At 60.9% G+C, this 17,306-nt stretch carries 19 protein-coding genes; 9 read left to right on the top strand and 10 right to left on the bottom strand.

Annotated features, from left to right (window positions below):
• Positions 1–8 precede the first annotated feature (8 nt).
• Genes WC811_RS15420 through mdoH form a run of 3 tightly spaced genes read right to left on the bottom strand, consistent with a single transcriptional unit; the run spans position 9 to position 3,602 of the window.
• Positions 9–1,022 carry a hypothetical protein gene (locus tag WC811_RS15420; RefSeq protein ID WP_372646212.1) on the bottom strand — a complete coding sequence of 338 codons (1,014 nt, stop codon included), beginning with the start codon at positions 1,020–1,022 and terminating at the stop codon, positions 9–11.
• Between the two features lie 26 nt (positions 1,023–1,048).
• Positions 1,049–1,795, bottom strand: a complete 747-nt coding sequence (locus WC811_RS15415; RefSeq protein WP_372646211.1) for an FkbM family methyltransferase — start codon at positions 1,793–1,795, stop codon at positions 1,049–1,051.
• A gap of 4 nt (positions 1,796–1,799) precedes the next feature.
• Positions 1,800–3,602, bottom strand: coding sequence for a glucans biosynthesis glucosyltransferase MdoH (gene mdoH / locus WC811_RS15410; RefSeq protein ID WP_372646210.1), 1,803 nt, complete (start codon positions 3,600–3,602; stop codon positions 1,800–1,802).
• A 19-nt stretch (positions 3,603–3,621) separates the two neighbouring features.
• Between mdoH and WC811_RS15405 the strand changes: the two genes are divergently transcribed.
• Genes WC811_RS15405 through WC811_RS15390 form a run of 4 tightly spaced genes read left to right on the top strand, consistent with a single transcriptional unit; the run spans position 3,622 to position 6,944 of the window.
• Complete coding sequence (locus WC811_RS15405; protein ID WP_372646209.1) at positions 3,622–4,647, top strand: zinc-binding alcohol dehydrogenase; 1,026 nt, start codon at positions 3,622–3,624, stop codon at positions 4,645–4,647.
• A 23-nt stretch (positions 4,648–4,670) separates the two neighbouring features.
• A complete protein-coding gene (locus tag WC811_RS15400; RefSeq protein ID WP_372646208.1) occupies positions 4,671–5,075 on the top strand; it encodes a 6-pyruvoyl tetrahydropterin synthase family protein in 405 nt (134 codons plus the stop codon).
• Positions 5,068–6,114 (top strand): glycosyltransferase family 4 protein, encoded by a 1,047-nt coding sequence (locus tag WC811_RS15395; protein WP_372646207.1) that lies wholly within the window; start codon positions 5,068–5,070, stop codon positions 6,112–6,114. Before WC811_RS15400 ends, WC811_RS15395 begins: the two co-directional genes overlap by 8 nt.
• Complete coding sequence (locus WC811_RS15390; protein ID WP_372646206.1) at positions 6,111–6,944, top strand: methyltransferase domain-containing protein; 834 nt, start codon at positions 6,111–6,113, stop codon at positions 6,942–6,944. The genes WC811_RS15395 and WC811_RS15390 overlap by 4 nt, the downstream gene beginning before the upstream one ends.
• 13 nt (positions 6,945–6,957) lie before the next feature.
• Here WC811_RS15390 and WC811_RS15385 read toward each other — a convergent pair whose 3' ends face one another.
• Both WC811_RS15385 and WC811_RS15380 read right to left on the bottom strand, forming a co-directional pair.
• Complete coding sequence (locus WC811_RS15385) at positions 6,958–7,557, bottom strand: cytochrome b (protein WP_372646205.1); 600 nt, start codon at positions 7,555–7,557, stop codon at positions 6,958–6,960.
• A gap of 5 nt (positions 7,558–7,562) precedes the next feature.
• Positions 7,563–8,264 carry a RibD family protein gene (locus tag WC811_RS15380; RefSeq protein WP_372646204.1) on the bottom strand — a complete coding sequence of 234 codons (702 nt, stop codon included), beginning with the start codon at positions 8,262–8,264 and terminating at the stop codon, positions 7,563–7,565.
• A 111-nt stretch (positions 8,265–8,375) separates the two neighbouring features.
• On the opposite strand from WC811_RS15380, the gene WC811_RS15375 reads away from it, so the two are divergent.
• Positions 8,376–10,151 (top strand): glucan ABC transporter ATP-binding protein/ permease, encoded by a 1,776-nt coding sequence (locus WC811_RS15375; RefSeq protein ID WP_372646203.1) that lies wholly within the window; start codon positions 8,376–8,378, stop codon positions 10,149–10,151.
• 56 nt (positions 10,152–10,207) lie between these two features.
• On the opposite strand, the gene WC811_RS15370 is transcribed toward WC811_RS15375, so the two are convergent.
• The 4 genes from WC811_RS15370 to WC811_RS15355 form a co-directional block, all read right to left on the bottom strand.
• Entirely contained in the window at positions 10,208–10,849 is a 642-nt protein-coding gene (locus WC811_RS15370; protein ID WP_372646201.1) for a GTP cyclohydrolase II, read from the bottom strand.
• A gap of 220 nt (positions 10,850–11,069) precedes the next feature.
• The gene (locus WC811_RS15365; protein WP_372646199.1) at positions 11,070–11,507 is read right to left on the bottom strand and encodes a CoA-binding protein; all 438 of its coding nucleotides are present in this window, start codon (positions 11,505–11,507) and stop codon (positions 11,070–11,072) included.
• A gap of 2 nt (positions 11,508–11,509) precedes the next feature.
• Positions 11,510–12,325: an enoyl-CoA hydratase gene (locus WC811_RS15360; protein WP_372646197.1), complete on the bottom strand. Its 816-nt coding sequence runs from the start codon at positions 12,323–12,325 to the stop codon at positions 11,510–11,512.
• A gap of 42 nt (positions 12,326–12,367) precedes the next feature.
• Positions 12,368–12,964: a hypothetical protein gene (locus WC811_RS15355; RefSeq protein WP_372646195.1), complete on the bottom strand. Its 597-nt coding sequence runs from the start codon at positions 12,962–12,964 to the stop codon at positions 12,368–12,370.
• 399 nt (positions 12,965–13,363) lie between these two features.
• On the opposite strand from WC811_RS15355, the gene rplM reads away from it, so the two are divergent.
• The 4 genes from rplM to argC all read left to right on the top strand — a co-directional run bounded on the left by rplM (position 13,364) and on the right by argC (position 16,176).
• Positions 13,364–13,825 carry a 50S ribosomal protein L13 gene (rplM, locus tag WC811_RS15350; protein WP_372646193.1) on the top strand — a complete coding sequence of 154 codons (462 nt, stop codon included), beginning with the start codon at positions 13,364–13,366 and terminating at the stop codon, positions 13,823–13,825.
• 5 nt (positions 13,826–13,830) lie between these two features.
• Complete coding sequence (gene rpsI / locus WC811_RS15345) at positions 13,831–14,310, top strand: 30S ribosomal protein S9 (protein WP_372646191.1); 480 nt, start codon at positions 13,831–13,833, stop codon at positions 14,308–14,310.
• Between the two features lie 161 nt (positions 14,311–14,471).
• Entirely contained in the window at positions 14,472–15,227 is a 756-nt protein-coding gene (locus WC811_RS15340) for a TerC family protein (protein WP_372646189.1), read from the top strand.
• A 1-nt stretch (position 15,228) separates the two neighbouring features.
• Positions 15,229–16,176 carry an N-acetyl-gamma-glutamyl-phosphate reductase gene (argC, locus tag WC811_RS15335; RefSeq protein WP_372646187.1) on the top strand — a complete coding sequence of 316 codons (948 nt, stop codon included), beginning with the start codon at positions 15,229–15,231 and terminating at the stop codon, positions 16,174–16,176.
• Here the strand turns inward: argC and WC811_RS15330 are convergent.
• Positions 16,151–17,272 carry a COX15/CtaA family protein gene (locus WC811_RS15330; RefSeq protein WP_372646185.1) on the bottom strand — a complete coding sequence of 374 codons (1,122 nt, stop codon included), beginning with the start codon at positions 17,270–17,272 and terminating at the stop codon, positions 16,151–16,153. The two genes, argC and WC811_RS15330, sit on opposite strands and share 26 nt — an antisense overlap.
• Positions 17,273–17,306 lie beyond the last annotated feature (34 nt).

The raw sequence follows: 17,306 nt of genomic DNA, 5'->3' as shown, positions 1-17,306 counted from the left end.
CGCTTTCTCTACTTGATTGGCTTCGTCGAAACCTCGGCCGGCACCTCGCTCTTCGGCCGCTTCGGCTCGGCGCTGTCCGAGAAGCTATTGAAGACAACATCGGGCGATGTCGTATTGTGCTGCGATGGCGCCAACCGGCCAATCCAGATGTCCGTGGCGTTGGCCCGATCGAACTTCATGATATTGTCTTCGCGCCAGGCCTTGGCACTTTTCTCGCGCACGGCGATGCGAGCGGTGTCGTTATTAAATTCCGTGACGTACATCGAGCGCAGCATCGCAAACGGGCTGTCGCTGATGCCGCGATCGAAGGCGACGTCAAGTGCGATGCGATTGGTATCGACGCTCGCGATCTTCACCGTCGCGGACCCTCCCCTTTCGAAGGTCAGCGTGAACTGGAGTTTGTCGGGGTCGAAAACAACCTCCTTGATTTTAACAAGAGGACGTCCGTCTTTTTCGATGGGCCCGATGAGGAATGACGATCCATACGCCGTGACATCCATGCTTGGCGGCGTCATCGGGCGCGGACGCCAATAGCCGTCCTGCGGGTAAAGCACGAGAACCTCGTCGGCGCGGCCGTTTTTTAAAACCCAAACCTGAAGCATATGGATGTTGCTGTAGGATTTGTCGCCGATGCGCACGGTTGCCGTCGCGGGGCGCCAAAAAGACGGATACGTATATCCGACGAGCCACAAGTCCGGCTCTCCAACGAGGGTAATTTTCTTTGGCGGAACCGGCGCGGTATAGACCGGGTCCTTGGACATATCGCAAGCTGTCCAATCCGGCTCGATGTTGCTGCGCATGGCGGACGAAAGATAAACCGGGTGAGCCGCTTCAATACGGAACGAGCGAACGTTCTTGTTTGAAAATGCGACCGCGACGTTGTCTTTTTCGGCACAGAGCACCGGTTCGGTCTGGTTTTCCACATCGACGGCCAAACCATCGAGGGACGCCGCATGCACCGATGCGAGAGGCGCCGCGAGCGAGAGCAAAACCAAAACAAGCGAGCGAACATGCGACAGCATTCAGGACTCCCATTCCATTGTCGTGATCAGTATGGCGCGAGCATCGCATAGACGTCGCCCGAATTCGCATCGTGCGGCAGATTGCTCAGGAGATCGGCCATTTCCGCGTCCGAGATCCAGCGATCGAATGTCAACGTCTGGCTTTCGCCCAGCGCCCAGTTGTAGCGATAGTCGGCGAGCGCCGACAGGCGATCAAAGCAGGACATGGCGACATCGCGGGCGATTGTCGTAAACTCGAACGACAGCGCCTTCACCGGCTGCGAGAGACCACGCAAAACGGCGGCCTCGTAGCCTTCGACGTCGATCTTGATGAAATCCGGAACGCCGTAGCGGGCGATAAGACCATCGAGCGTGACGATCTCGATTGGGATGTGAACGTCCCATATCTGATCTTCCCATCCTCGCGCGCCCTCGGCCTGGTGGACGAAATCTTCCGACAGGGTTGAGACGGTCGGATTTGCGGTGTTGACGAAGAGTTCGCGAATACCGGCGTCGGCACCGACTGCGCGATCGACGATCTCGACCAGCGGGTCGCGGCCGTGCAGATGATGCAACGCCGAGAACAGCAACGGTTGCGGCTCGACTGCGATCACACGCGCGCCGAGTCGGCGAAACGAGGATACCCGGTCGCCGACGTGCGCGCCGACGTCAAAGACGAGCCCGCCCGGTTCGATGAAACGGCGATAGAGGTTGTCCATCGCATCGCGCGGCGCGTCGGGGCCGAGATAGATCCGCAATGATCGAATGACACCCTGCAACGCCTGAGAGACCATGCGGCTAGCGTCCAGCCTCAAGGGCCCGGATCTCGATCGGTGGCGCGAAATCTTCGGGAACTCCCGCTATGCCATAGCGGCGAAAAAAACGTCCAACGCCCGGGCTTGCGGTGAAAACGGCGAATGGGATGGCGAGCAGATAGCCGGCCGTCAGCGGCAGGCTCCATAGCAACAACGCCGGAGAGATCGCGGCGAGAGCAAAATAGAGAGACAATCCGAACAGGAGTTGCGGCCATAGCGCCGCGAACGCCGCTTGCCACGAGAGCCCGGCGCCATCGCGCTGCTGTCCGTTCCAGGTGATCGATTTCCCCAACATGAGGGCTATCATAAAGATCGCGGTGCGAATTGTCGTGATGGCCCCAAGAAGCAGCGAAAACAAAATCTCCGTGACGGCGCTTAGCGCGAATCTTGCGCCGCCTCCGAAGCGGCGAACCTCACCCGGCGTCATGACCGCATCGGCAACGCCGGCGAGTTTCGGCGCGAGATGCATCACGAGCAACGCCGCGTAAAGCATTTCGACGACATGCCACGGGAAGTCGGCGACATTTTGCGCATGCAGGGTCATCACCGGCAAAAGCGCTGCAAACATCGTTCCGGCCGGGACACCGAGGAACATCAATATTGCCCAGAGAAGCTGAACGCGGCTCACAGGTTTTAAGCCCGGCAATCCAATTAAGCGGAAGTACTGCAGGTTACCCTGGCACCAGCGGCTGTCGCGGCGCATGAACTCAAGAAGGTCGGGCGGATTGTCTTCGTAGGACCCGGTCTCGACCGGCAGTACGCGCACTTCATAGCCTGCACGGCGCATCAGCACGGCCTCGACCTGATCGTGCGATAGGATCTGACTATCGCCGAGAAGACCGTCCAATTGGCAATGCTCGACATAGGGCTTGATGCGCACGAGGGCGTTATGGCCCCAGAAGGGTCCGCAATCGCCGACCCACCATGCCTGCCCCATCGTGTAGGTCCGCATTCCTAAGCGCATGCCGAATTGAAAAATGCGCGCGAATGCCGAGGACGACGGCGTTCCGACGACGAGGCTCTGCAGGATGCCGAGACGCGGATATGCCTGCATGATGCGGACGAGATCGACAATGGCCTCGCCGGTCATCAGGCTGTCGGCGTCGAGCGCCAACATCAGCTCGAAGTCCGGTCCCCAGCGCACGGCGAAGTCGCGGACGTTGCCGGCTTTGAAGCCTTCATTTTCTGTTCGGCGGCGATAGATGATGCGGTCGCGATCCGGATCGGCGTCGCGCCATGCCTCGATCAATATCTCCTCTTGGCGGACGATATCGTCCCCGTCGCTGTCGCTCAGCACGAAATAAGAAAAGCGCGCTGCGTCGGATGTCCGATCGAGACTTGCCTTGACGATCTTGAGGCGTAGGAGGGCTCGGGCCGGATCTTCGTTGCGAAGCGTCATCAGGACGGCGGTGTTAACCGTAATTGGAGCCGGATTGTCTGCCGCCGCGTAAAATGTCGCCTGCCCTTTCGATTTCGAGCCGCTCCCATGAAGCTGCCACAAGCCGATGACAGCGTTCCAGAAACCTAGAATCGGCCAGGGAGCCGCAATTGCAAGGCACACGACCATGGCCGCCGCCGTCATCGTCCAGCCGCCGTGCGAAAGGGCGTTTGCGGTGATTACGAGGACGAAGAGCCACGTCGCGACATTCGACATAAGCGCTATGCGCCGCCGCCGTGTCAGCGTCGCTCTTGCGTCCAGCCCAGCGGGGGTCGTAAGGCTCTCGGCATCGGCCATCGTCATCGCATCAGGCTTCGACATTACGTGGCGCTCGGCATCGATCGTCATTACGGACAAATCCTTCGCAATGCATGACCCGCAGAGCTCCTCCGAGCCCAACGCCAAGCCGAGCCGCCGCAGCCAAGGCCAGATCGTGGTCGCGCGGTCGCTGTGGTACGTCAAGCCCGGGGTGGCGGAGCTTCGGACCGAACGCCTCGCTCAGCCGCCTCCTGGCCAAGTGCGCATCGCAGCCGAATACTCCGCAATCAGCCGCGGCACCGAGCGTCTCGTCGCTTTCGGACAGGTTCCCGAGAGCGAGTGGTCTCGGATGCGTGCTCCCCTGCAGGCTGGGGAGTTCTCATTCCCGGTCAAATACGGCTATTCGGCGACTGGCGTGATCACCGCTGGCGCCGATAAGCTCGTCGGCAAGCGCGCCTTTGTGTTGCACCCACATCAAGATCATTTTCAGGCACCCGAGACGATGCTGGCGGTGCTTCCCGATTCCGTGCCGTCGCGTCGGGGCGTGCTCGCGGCAAACATCGAAACGGCGCTCAACGCCCATTGGGATGCGGGCACGACGCTCGGCGATCGCGTGCTGGTCGTCGGAGCGGGAATCGTCGGCTTGCTGACGGCCTATCTCGCACGACGGATTGCGGGCACTGAGGTTGCCATCTTAGACATCGATCCCAGCCGGGCGCGCTACGCGGAAGCGCTCGGCGTCCCATTCGTGACGCCTTCCGACGTGCCGCGAGACAACAGGATCGTTTTTCACGCCAGCGCGACGAGTGCCGGTCTCGATGCCGCCATCGACGCGTGCGCGTTCGAGGGTTCGGTCGTCGAGATGAGCTGGTATGGGTCGCAGCCCGTCACGGTAAAGCTCGGCGGGGCGTTCCACAGCCGGCGGCTGAAAATCGTGTCGTCGCAAGTGGGGCATATCGCGCCAAGCCATCGCGCCCAAGTGAAACACGCCGATCGCCTTCAGCGAGCCATTGCCTTGCTCGATGACGATCGACTAGATGCGCTCGTCGCAGACGAGGTGCATTTCGACGATCTACCGGCCGAATTGCCACGCATCTGGCAGTCGTCCGATCTGCCGCCAATCATTCGCTATTAATCTCACCGTGTGAAGAAAGCCCCATGTTCTCAGTCGAAGTCCGCAACCGCATGATGATCGCCCACTCGTTGCCCGATCCGTTTTTCGGACCGGCGCAGAACCTGCACGGCGCGACCTTCGTCGTCGACGTCGCGTTCTTTCGCGAGGAGCTGACGGAGCAGAACGTCGTGGTCGATATCGGCGCAGCGCTTGATGTTCTCGGCAAGACGCTCGCCCCACTCGGTTATCAGAATCTCGACGCACTGCCCCAGTTCAAGGGGCAGCTCACGACGACCGAGTTCCTTTGCAAGTACGTGTTCGATCGTATCGCTGATGCCGCCCGATCCGGCGCGCTCGGCGGCGACGGCAAGACGTTGTCGCGCATCCGCGTGACGCTGTCGGAAACGGATCTGGCGCGCGCCAGCTACGAGGGGCCGATCGGTGGCTGAAGCCGTATTCGCCATTCCCGGAGACTTGAAGACGGCGACGGGCGGTTACGCCTATGATCGCCGGGTCATCGAATTGCTTCCGGCGTTCGGCGTTCCGGCTTCTGTGCTGCCGCTCCCGGCTTCCTTCCCCAATCCGACGGACGACGATCTGGAGGAGACGCGGCGGGCCATCGCGGCGCGGCCGTCCGGTTCGGTTCTCATTGTCGACGGGTTGGCGTATGGCGCATTTACCGATGGCGTGCTCGACGCCATCGAGGGCCGGGTGATCGGGCTTGTTCATCATCCCCTGTTTCTCGAAACGGGTCTGGCTCATGCGCGCAAAGTCGAATTGAAAGACAGCGAAGGACGCGCGTTGAAGCGCGCCAACCATGTCATCGTCACGAGCCGCGCAACGAAGCGGATCCTCGTCGAGCGTATGGAGCTGTCGGCCGAGAAGATCACGGTCGCGGAGCCCGGGACGGATCCGGCGCAGCGCGCGACCGGGACCGGCGCGCCGCTGCAAATTCTCGCCGTCGGCGCGGTGCTGCCACGGAAGGGATACGACCTACTTGTCGAAGCCCTGGCACCTCTCAAGGATATCGACTGGCGGTTGACGATTGCTGGAGCGCTCGACAGGCACGCGCAAGCGGTCGAGACGCTTCACGCGGCTATCGGCAAGCATGGGCTTGAAGATCGCGTGACGCTGACGGGGAAGGTCGTGCCGGCCACGCTCGAACGCTTCTATGAGAGCGCCGATCTTTTCGTCTCGGCATCGCTTTTCGAGGGCTACGGCATGGTTCTCGCCGAAGCCATGGCGCGTGGCTTGCCGATCGTGCTAGCTGCCGGGGGCGCTGCGGCCGATACGGCGGGCGATGCGGCGGCGCTTCATGTCGAAGCCGGGAACGTGCCGGAACTCACGGCCGCTTTGCAGCGGGCTCTTACGGATAAAAAGGTCCGCGATAAACTCGCGGATGCAGCATGGGAAGCGGGGCGCACTTTGCCGACTTGGCACGAAACCGCACGGCGGTTCGCGGCGGTTATTCTGGGGCTCAGGCCTTGAACGATTTTTCAACCGACTGGCTGGACCTGCGCGAGGCCGCCGACGCGCGCGCCCGCAATGGCGACGTTGCGAATGCCGTCTCCGCGCGCCTTGGGCTCAGAGACGAATTGAGCGTTCTCGATCTTGGAGCAGGCACGGGCGCGAACCTTCGCGCGACGGCGCAGCTTTTGCCGTCACGCCAAGTCTGGACGCTTGTCGATCGCGACACGGTTCTGCTCGAAGCGGCGCGGACGAAGCTCGTCCGGTGGGCGGACAGCCACACGACCGACGGCGACGCGTTGGAGCTTGAAAAGAGCGGTCGCAAAATTCGCGTTGTCTTCAGGTCCGCTGATCTTGCGCGCGACACGAAGGCGCTTATCGATGAGGGCGCGGGACTTGTTACTGCGTCGGCGTTTTTCGATCTGACCTCGGAAAATTATATCCGCGATCTTTCAAAGGCTGTCGTTGCGACGAAGGCCGCCTTCTACACGACGCTGACGTACAATGGCCTCCAGAAATGGACGCCGCACCGGCCAGCCGACAATCAAATGACGGCCGCATTTCAACGCCACCAAATGAAGGACAAAGGCTTCGGACCTGCGGCCGGACCGCTCGCCGCTTCGCATCTCGTCGATCAGTTCCGCATCAACGGCTATCTGGCGCTCTCGGGTGAGAGCCCGTGGCGGCTCGAACGCGGCGATCGCATGCTGATCGAGGAATTGATACGCGGGCACGCCGTCGCCATCACCGAGGAAGGCGGGGTCGACGAGAAGACCGTCGTCGCTTGGGTCAATGTTCCGAGGAGCGCGGCATTCGTCGGGCATATCGACGTTTTCGCGGCGCCTCAGTAACGACGATCGAGGATCAGGCCACGCGTTTCGGGATCATACGCTCGACGACACGATCCTTGCGGACGACCCGATGGTAGATCGCCGCCGCAATATGCAGCGTTACGAAGGCGATGATCAGGAACGCGCCGATCGCGTGCCATTCGAAAACCTGCTTCGATAGGTCTTCGTTTTTCTCGGTTATGGCTGGAAGGTGAAAGCCGAAGACGTCAAGATAATCGCCGTAGGAAATCGCAGTGTAGCCGATCACCGGAACTGCGATCAGCAGCGCATAGAGACCCCAGTGTACGAGATGGCTGATGCCTGTCAGCGCGGGCGGAACCGTCGGATCGGACCGCGGGGCGCCGCGCGTCAGCCTATAGAGCAACCGAAGAACGACGAGCGCCAAAACGGTCAACCCGACGAGCTTGTGCGAGCTATAAAGAAATCCGGTCAGCGCATCCCAGACACCTTTGACCGGCGCGCCCTTTTCGTCGACCGACGGCATCTCATTGCCGCGATACGACATATAGAATCCGAGGGGCAACTGAATGAAAATCAGAAGCGCGATCAGCCAATGCAGACCGCGCGCCGTCGGCGTGTAGGTCGGGAGATCGTATTTCGGATCTTGGGCCATGGCCGCTAGCCTCGCCGCTGGTGCCTCAAGTCACAATCAAACAGCACGTCACCGCCGTCAAGGATGTGCACCGACGTCTCCGGTCGCAATGCTTCGCTCAGCTTGCCGATTGGCGGCAGCGACAGTCCGTGAATACCCGAGCCCAATATCACCGGTGCGACAAGGATATGGAGGCGGTCGACCACTTCTGCTGCGATGAAATTTGAGACCGTCGCCGCACCGCCTTCCACCAAAATCTTCTTGAGGCCGCGCTCGAAAAGGGCCTCCGCGATGTCGGCCGGGGCCAAGCGCTGAGCTGATGACTTCACGATCAGCATTTCGGCGCCGCTCGGTGCCGGACGATCCCGATCCGTCACGATGAGGCAGGGCTTGTCTCCGACGCCGAGACAGCGCGCCGATGCCGGAAGTCGGCCGTTGGGATCGATGATCACCCGGACAGGTTGCGGACCCTCGACGCGGCGGACGGTGAGCTGGGGATCGTCGGCGATGATCGTGCCTATGCCGACGATCACGGCGTCGACATGGGCGCGAAGCAGATGGAGATGATCGAGCGCGAACGGACCATTAATCCACCGCGAGTCGCCGCTCACGGTCGCAATGCGTCCATCCAGCGATTGGCCGAGTTGCGCGACGATGAACGGGCGTTCCGGCGGGGCGCGCAGGATCGGCTCGAACATCGATCCTGAAATATTTTTCTCAGATGTCATGATATCTTAGCATGCTATAAGGCCCGGCATCGAGCGCCGCTTCGCACGCTGCACAATTCCGTATCATCGCCATCACCATGCCCTCACCTCATTCTCTCGTAGCATCCCAACATGACCTCGAAGCCGCTTGGCCTTATCGCAATCTATACGCGCTCCCTTGCTCTTCTTGCCTCCGAGAAATATCTCGCGATGGGACTGGCGGCAGCTGGCGTCGTCATTGCGGTAACGCAGCTTGCAGAGCCCATTTTGTTCGGTCGCGTCGTCGATGCGCTGAGCAAGGGCGAGAGCGCGTTCGTCTATATCGGTCTTTGGGCGCTCCTGGGGCTTTTTGGAATCGTCGCGGGCGTCATCGTCGGCATCAATGCGGACCGGCTTGCGCATCGTCAGAAGCTGGTGCACCTCGCGAGCGTCTTCGAGAAAACGATTGCGTTGCCGCAAAGCTCGCATGCCACGCGTGGATCGGGCGCAACGATCCGAACGATCCTTTCGGGTATGAGCGCGCTGTTCTGGCTTTGGCTCGGCGTCATGCGCGAACAGTTGGCCACGGTCTTCGGCATCATCCTGCTGGTGCCGACGGCGTTCGCCATGGATGTCCGCATGGCGACGATCCTTGTTACGCTCGCCGCCGCTTACACGCTGATGCATGTCATTGTCGTTAAGCGGACCGCAGTTGGGCAGGCGGCCGTCGAAGAGCACGAAACAGCGTTGTCGAGCCGCGTCGTCGATGTCATCGGCAACGTAACCGTCGTCCAAAGCTACGCGCGGCTCAAGACCGAGGCTGACGCTTTGCGCAAGCTCGCGAACGATCTTCTCACGGCGCAATATCCGGTCCTGACGTGGTGGGGCGTGCTGACCGTCATGCAGCGCTCGGCCGCGACGCTGACGATGGTTGTGATTTTTACGGCAGGCGCCATTCTGGTCGGACGCGGTGAACTGACTGTCGGGCAGATCGTTAGTTTCGTCGCCTTCGCATCGTTGCTGATCTCGAAGCTCGATCAGCTTTCGGGCTTCGCGGTCCGGATCGATCAGCAAGCACCGACCATCACAGCGCTGTTCGAGTTGATGGACGAAGGCGGCGCCGTCAGCGATGCTCCGGGCGCCAAGCCACTCGCGACGGTCGAGGGTGCCGTTACCTTCGACGACGTCAACTTTCGTTACGAAGGAAGCCAACAGGGCATCACGGGTCTCTCGTTTACAGCCAAAGCGGGTGAAACGATTGCGTTCGTCGGGCCGACGGGTTCCGGGAAATCGACGACCATCGGTCTGCTGCAACGCTTTCTGAAGCCCAAATCCGGACGCGTGCTGATCGACAATCAGGATATTGCCCGCGCCACGCTGCTGTCGCTGAGAAATGCGATTGCCGTCGTTTTTCAGGACGCCGGACTTTTCAACCGTTCCATCGGCGAGAACATCCGCATTGGCAAGCCGAATGCAACCGACGCTGAGGTCGAGCACGCGAGCCGCCTTGCCGAAGCGCACGATTTCATCATGCGCAAGCCGGGCGGGTATGATTTCGTCATCGGCGAACGGGGCTTGTCGCTGTCGGGCGGCGAGCGTCAGCGCATCGCAATTGCGCGCGCCATCCTGAAGGACGCGCCGATCCTCATTCTCGACGAAGCGACGAGCGCGCTCGATTCCGAGACGGAAGCCAAGATCAAACGGGCGCTCGATACGTTGCGCGCGGGGCGCACGACGTTCGTCATCGCGCATCGGCTTTCGACCGTCGCCGATGCCGATCAGATCTTCGTGTTGGATCAAGGAAAGGTCGTCGAGCACGGTCAGTTCGTCGAGCTTGCGGAGCAAGGCGGCCTGTTTTCGCGCCTCGTGGCCGAGGGCGGCTTCACGGTGCCGAAGACAACGGAAAAGCCGCGCGAGCCCGTGGCCTAGCGAGACATCCGCTCGGAAAACGCCGCCCCGCCCCCCTAGGGAGACGAAGAAGAGTATTAAAGCTTGTGCGCCATGCGCGCGCGCTTGGTGTCGAGATAGCGCTTATTGAACTTATTCGGCTCGGAAATGAGTGGCAGGCGCTCGGCGATGCGGATGCCATGCTGCTTCAAAGCCAGTTCTTTCGCCGGGTTGTTCGAGAGCAGCTTGATTTCGTGCATGCCGAGATCCCGCAGGACTCGCGCCGTCAATCCATAATCGCGGCTGTCGATCGGGGCGCCGACTTCGATATTGGCTTCAACTGTGTCGAAGCCCTGATCCTGGAGCGCATAAGCCTGAATTTTCTTGAAGAGGCCGATGCCGCGGCCCTCATGGTAGGGGACGTAGATGATAGCCCCATATGGCACTTCGCTGATGATCTTCAGCGAGGCCTTGAGTTGCTGATAACAATCGCAGCGAAGCGAGTGGAAGATATCGCCGGTAACGCAGCCGGAATGAACGCGGACCACGGGAACCATCGCCGAGCCGTTCGCGGCAACGGGGTCGCGATGGATGAGCGCTAGAATCTGCTCTTCTTCGCTTTCGCCCCGATAGGCGTGCGCTTCGAGCATCAACTCTTGGCCCTGAAAGTCGATCGGAAGAATAGTCTCGACCGACCAATCGGCTGGCATTTTCACGGACGTCAAAGCACCCGACTTCATCGTTAAATCGCTCCGGGATCTCAAGAAGGCATATGCCTTATTTGCGGTGGGAACGCAAAGTCTGGCCCCTCAGGCAACATCTTAGATGTCCCCTGGGGAACACCGCGGCACAAAGAAACCCGCCAGAACGGTTAAGTGGGCACAGTCTTTGGGAAGATTTAGGACGTCAGGATGACGCGGGGGTGCTTCGGACAAGACCGGAATAAGTCCGGAAAAGGCCTTAGCCGAAGGCAAGGCGAGGAATTTCGATATGCGGGCAGCGATCCATGACGACCGTCAGCCCCGCGGCGCGGGCTTCGGCTGCGGCATCTTCATTTATAACGCCAAGCTGCATCCAAATCGTGCTTATGCCTAGCCGGTCCTTTTGAGCGATCGCTTCACGGACGATTCCGGGAACGGCCTCGGAGTCGCGAAAGATGTCGACGACATCGACGGGCGGGGGAACGTCGGCCAGCGTCGCATAGACCGGCTGGTCGTGAATGGTTTTGCCGGCGATGCCAGGATTGACCGGCTTCACCACGTACCCCTCGTCGATGAGAAACTGCATCACGCTATTGCTCGGACGCTCCGCTTTTGGCGAAGCTCCGATCACGGCAAATGTTTTGACGCGGGCGAGGATCGCGCGGACGTTCTCGTCGTCCAAACCGTCGATGGTCAAAATTACTTATCCTTCCACTCGGGATGACGCTTTTCGACGAAGGCGCAAATGCCCTCTCCGGCGTCGGCGGTCATCATGTTCCGCACCATAACTTCGCTGGCGTAGGCATACGCGTCATCGAGGGAGAGTTCGGCTTGGCGGTAGAATGCCGCCTTGCCGATCGCAACCGTCGATTTCGATTTCGCGGCAATGATGCGCGCCATGCCCAGCGCTTCGTTGATGACTTCGCCGGACGCCACTACGCGATTGACGAGGCCGTAGCTCAGAGCATCGGCGGCAGACATCGCTTCGCCTAGCAAAAGCATCTCCATGGCGCGTTTGCGCGGGACATTGCGCGAGAGCGCTACCATGGGTGTCGAACAAAACAGCCCGATGTTCACGCCCGGTGTCGCGAAGTCGGCGGTTTCGGAAGCCACCGCCAGATCGCACGTCGCGACGAGTTGGCAGCCCGCCGCCGTCGCGCGTCCTTCGACCGCCGCGATAACGGGCTTCGGGCAGGCGACGATAGCGCGCATCATGGCCGAGCAGGCGCCCATCGTTTCGCGGAAGAAGCCTTCGCCGCCGTCGGCTTCGGAGCGACGGGCGGTCATTTCCTTCAGGTCGTGCCCGGACGAATAAACTTTGCCGCTCGCCGCTAGAACGATGGCCGCGACGGTGGAGTCGGCTCCCAAGCGCTCGATTTCGGCGTGCAGAGCATGAATGACGGCGCGCGACAGCGCATTGCGCGCCTCGGGGCGGTTGAGCGTCAATCGCCCAATTCCGGGTTCGACGATATCCGCCAGCACCAACGACGCCGGGGCGGGTGAAAGGTCCTGCATTCGAGCCCCTTTAAGTCCGACGCGACGGCGAAGCGGCGTCGGCTATTGCAGCGCCTTCTCGATCTCGGCGCGATGCGCCTTCACGATATCGACGTTCTCCTTGAACTGGAGACGCGGCGTCGTACCGATCGCTTCGTTCAGTTCGTCGAGAAGCTGTTTCTTGTCGGCTTCGGGGATCGTCGAGTCCTTCTGGACCTCCTCGCGCTCTTTCTTCAGCGCGTCGACGGGATCGACGAAGTTGCCGGTGCCGGAATCGAGGCCCGCCATAACGATCGAGATATTCGCTGCGACGTCGTCGAGCTCGGCGAAATTGCCGAAGCCGTGCTTTGTCGCGATCCCCTCAAGATCGGCCTGAAGCGCCGGATCGGGCTTGTCGCCCGCAGCCTGGATCTTGTTGGCGATGGCCGCGAGATCGGCCTGAGCGGCGATGAAGTGCGTGACCTGGTCGTCGGTCAGCTTGATCTGCTTCACGTCATCCGAGGACGGTGCACCCGAACCGCTCGCGTCCGCAGGTCCTTGCGCCGCCGGCGGATTTTGCGGAGCTGCCGCATCCTGCGCGTTCGCCAGCGCGATGCCGGCGACGAGACCAAGCCCTCCGATGATCGCGCGCATCGCCGTCTTGGTCAGAGAGACCGACATCGTGTTCCTCCAGATACCGCTTCCCGCATGGCGCGGAATTGTTGTCTCGGGACCTCATACGCCCTCCGTGAGGCATCGAGAAAGCTTCCGCTTCTCCGCTTTTTGATTTTCGCAGCGGTGTGGCGCGAGAAGATCAGCCTGGGTGTAATGCATGCTCCCTGCACCGCCAATGAACAAAGAAGCGGCGAATTGGGCGGAGGAGTCTTGCGGTACCTAATTACCACAAGAGGTATCATAATACCGTATACGCATAACTATCTGATTTATATGAAATATCTCCGCGCGAGAAAATTGTCCTTGCAAACGAGCTATGCTTTCGAGTATCCACGCCGCTTCTCGGAACGCCGCGCGCGGCATTCATCGCGCCTGCGCAGCCATCCGCCAAGGAGCTTCATTATAATGCCTACCTATGTCGCCAAACCGGCCACGGTGGAGAAGAAGTGGGTCCTCATCGACGCCGAAGGGCTCGTTGTCGGCCGCCTCGCCGCTCTCATCGCGACGCGCCTTAAGGGCAAGCACAAGCCGATCTACACGCCGCACGTCGATTGCGGTGACAATATCGTCGTCATCAACGCTGAAAAGATCGTCTTCACCGGCGCCAAGCGCGAAGACAAGATCTACTACCGGCACAGCGGCTATCCGGGCGGCATCAAGGAGCGGACACCGCGTCAGATCCTCGACAGCAAGCATCCGGAACGGATCGTCGAGAAGGCCGTCGAGCGTATGCTCGCGCGTGGACCTCTCCATCGCCAGCTGATGCGCAACCTTCGCGTCTACAAGGGCGATGCACATCCCCATGAAGCGCAGAATCCGGAAAAGCTCGATATCGCGAAGCTCAACCGCAAGAACGTGAGGGCCTAAGATCCATGGTTACCGAAACAAAGACCCTCGCCGATCTCGCAGTCGTCAAAGGTTCCGAGCCTGAGGCTGCGCCGGTTCGCACGCAGAAGCTCGACAAGCTTGGCCGCGCCTACGCCACCGGCAAGCGGAAGAACGCCGTCGCTCGCGTCTGGCTGAAGCCGGGCAAGGGCCTCATCACGGTCAACACGAAAGACTTCAAGGTCTACTTCGCACGCCCGGTTCTGCAGATGCTTTTGCAGCAGCCGCTCAACCTCGCGAACCGCGCGACGCAGTACGACATTCGTATTACCGTCGCAGGCGGCGGTCTTTCGGGTCAGGCGGGCGCGGTGCGTCATGGCATCTCGAAGGCTCTCACCTATTATGAGCCGGAACTGCGCGGTGTGCTGAAGAAGCAGGGCTTCCTGACGCGCGATAGCCGCGTCGTCGAACGCAAGAAGTACGGCAAGGTCAAGGCCCGCAAGTCGTTCCAGTTCTCGAAGCGCTAAGCCGAGCGGACAAGGTCAGACGAAAGCACAGCCCGCCACCTTGGCGGGCTGTTTGCTTTTCTGTTGCGGAAGGGTTGCCGCGTCGCCACTGCGATGCCACATAGCAACTGGTTTTACGCCGTTTGCGGCACAGCCTTTATGACCGGGGGGTCGGAGAGATAATGGACTCGATGCTAAACGGCATTCACGAGCTTTGGACGGTGCTCGTTACCGATATCGGCTACCTGATATCGCCGCATTGGTGGCGGACGCACGCCGTGGCGCTGTTCAACATCTTGATGATCGACCTGACGCTCGCTGGCGATAACGCGATCGTTGTCGGCATGGCGGCATCGCGCGTCGAGAAGTCGATGCGCACGAAGGTGATCTTCTGGGGCATTCTCGGCGCCGTCATTCTCCGGATTATCTTCTCGAGCGTCGCACAGCAGATGCTGCAGGTAATCGGACTGACGTTCGCGGGCGGCATTCTGCTGCTCTTCGTCTGCTGGAAAATGTACAAGCAGATCGTCGAGGCCGACACGCATTCGATGGAAGAGGTAGAGAAGAGCCTCGCATCGAACGCCCCTCACCCAAACCAGACAACATTCTGGGGCGCTCTTTGGACGATCATTCTCGCCGACCTGTCGATGTCGCTGGACAACGTGCTCGCCGTCGCTGGCGCGGCCGGTGAATCGACGCTGGTTCTCATTATCGGGCTCGCGATCGCGATCATCTTGATGGCGGCCGCCTCAACCTATATTGCGAAGCTACTTGCCCGCTATCCGTGGATTGCATGGGTCGGGCTCGCGATTATTCTCTATGTTGCGCTCGATATGATCTACCGCGACAGCCACAGGATCGCCTGCGTGAACTATGGCATCGGCTGTTCGGAATCGATCTGGCAAGGCATCAAGCATCGGCTTGGCTTCGGTGGTTGAGATGACGACGACGGCAGCAAAAACGAAGCTCGCTCGGGTTTTTATAGATGGCGAGGCCGGGACGACCGGCCTCGAGATCCGCGAGCGGCTGGCCGGCGTCGAGAGCATCGACGTCAAAAGCATCGACCCCGCCAAGCGGAAAGACCGCGTCGCGCGCGCACAAATGCTCCGCGACGTCGATCTCGTCGTACTTTGTCTGCCGGACGATGCGGCGCGCGAGACCGTGGCGCTTGCCGATGAGCTTGGCGCGAAAGCGCCGAAGATCGTCGACGCCTCGACGGCGCATCGCGTTGCCGACGGATGGGTTTACGGCTTCGCCGAAATGACGCCCGGGCACGCCGACGTCATCAGGGCCGCGTCGCGCGTCGCCAATCCGGGTTGTTATCCGACCGGCGGGATAGCGCTTCTCCGGCCACTCGTGGACGCAGGCATCATCGAGCCCGACTACCCCATCACGGTCAATGCCGTCTCCGGTTATTCGGGCGGCGGACGGTCGATGATCGAAGCCTATGACGCGGGGACGGGGCCGTCGTTCGAGCTTTACGGCCTCGGCCTCGAACACAAACATGTACCTGAGCTGCAGACATATTCGGGGCTGACGCGGCGGCCGATCTTCGTGCCGAGCGTCGGAAACTTCCGGCAGGGGATGCTCGTATCCGTGCCGTTGCATCTCGATATGCTGTCGGGAAAGCCTTGCCTGCGCGATATCGAGCGCGTGCTTAATGAGCACTATCGGGGCAGCGAATTCGTGAGCGTCATTCCGGAGCCTTCGGTGGGGATGAGCCGTCTCGAAGCCGAAGCGCTGAACGGCACCGATAAGCTCGAGCTTTACGTCTTCGGCAAAGCGGCGTTGAACCAAGCCGTGCTCGTCGCGCGCCTCGATAATCTCGGCAAAGGTGCGGCTGGCGCCGCCGTGCAGAACATCAAGCTGATGCTCGGCCTCGACTAGCGAAGTCATCGCGCGGCACGATACCGGCGCGGCGTGTTGCGTGCAGATGAATCACGGCCATCACGAAGACGAGCGCGCCGCCTCCCTGGTGCAGAAGCCCCAGGTCAAGGCGCACCTGCGTCAGCAGCGTGGCGATGCCCAACGCGATCTGGACGACAATCGCGGCGCCGAGCCACTGGGACGTCAAGCGGATGCGATCGTCGACCGGTGTCTGTGTCGTCAGCCAGATTTGAACGAACGCGAGGGCCGCGACGAGGTAGGCCATCATGCGGTGATTGAACTGTGTTGCCGCGTGGCTTTCAAAGAAGCTCAGGTACGCAGGCTTGATCCAATAGTCGCTCGGCACGAACTGGCCGTTCATCGAGGGCCACGTATTGTAAATATAGCCGGCTCTGAGGCCCGCGACGAAAGCTCCGAGCACGACCTGCATCAGAACGGCCGCCACAATGATCGCGGCCATGCGCTTGACCAACGGTGTGGCCACCTCTCCGGTGATGCGCGGTTGGCCGGGCCATTCTTCGAGCGCCGCCCAGACAAGCAGGCCAAGGATCATGATGGCCGCCGTCAGATGTAGGGCCAGACGATACTGGCTAACTTCGATGCGGTCGCTGAGTCCGGAACTCACCATGTACCAGCCGATGAAGCCTTGAAGGCCGCCGAGCGCCAGGATGCCGAGAAACTTCATTCCGGTGCCGCGCTTCAGCTTGCTGGTCCACCAAAAATACAAGAAAGGAACCGCGAAAATGATGCCGATGGCGCGGCCGAGCAGCCGGTGGCTCCATTCCCAATAATAGATGAATTTGAAGTCGCCGAGCGACATGCCGTCATGGATGGCCGCGTACTGGGGGATCTGCTTATACTTGTCGAACGCCGACATCCAATCGGCTTCGCTGAGCGGCGGGATCGCACCGAGGAGAGGCTGCCACTCCGTAATCGAGAGACCGCTTTCGGTCAGCCGGGTCGCGCCACCGACGACGACCATCGCGATAACCAGCAAAGCCACCAGCCAGAGCCACAACGATATGGCGCGCGTGCCGCTTTCGGCGTCGTCCGAGGCCGTCGCGTTTCGATTACCGGAAATTTGCGTCATGGTCATCGGCGGGGCATATCCTCGTGCCGTTCTATGTCGC

The organism is Hyphomicrobium sp., assembly GCF_041659645.1.
Classification (GTDB): domain Bacteria; phylum Pseudomonadota; class Alphaproteobacteria; order Rhizobiales; family Hyphomicrobiaceae; genus Hyphomicrobium_B.
Note: the sequence above shows the minus strand (reverse complement) of the source record. Positions and strands in the feature narration are given on the sequence as shown.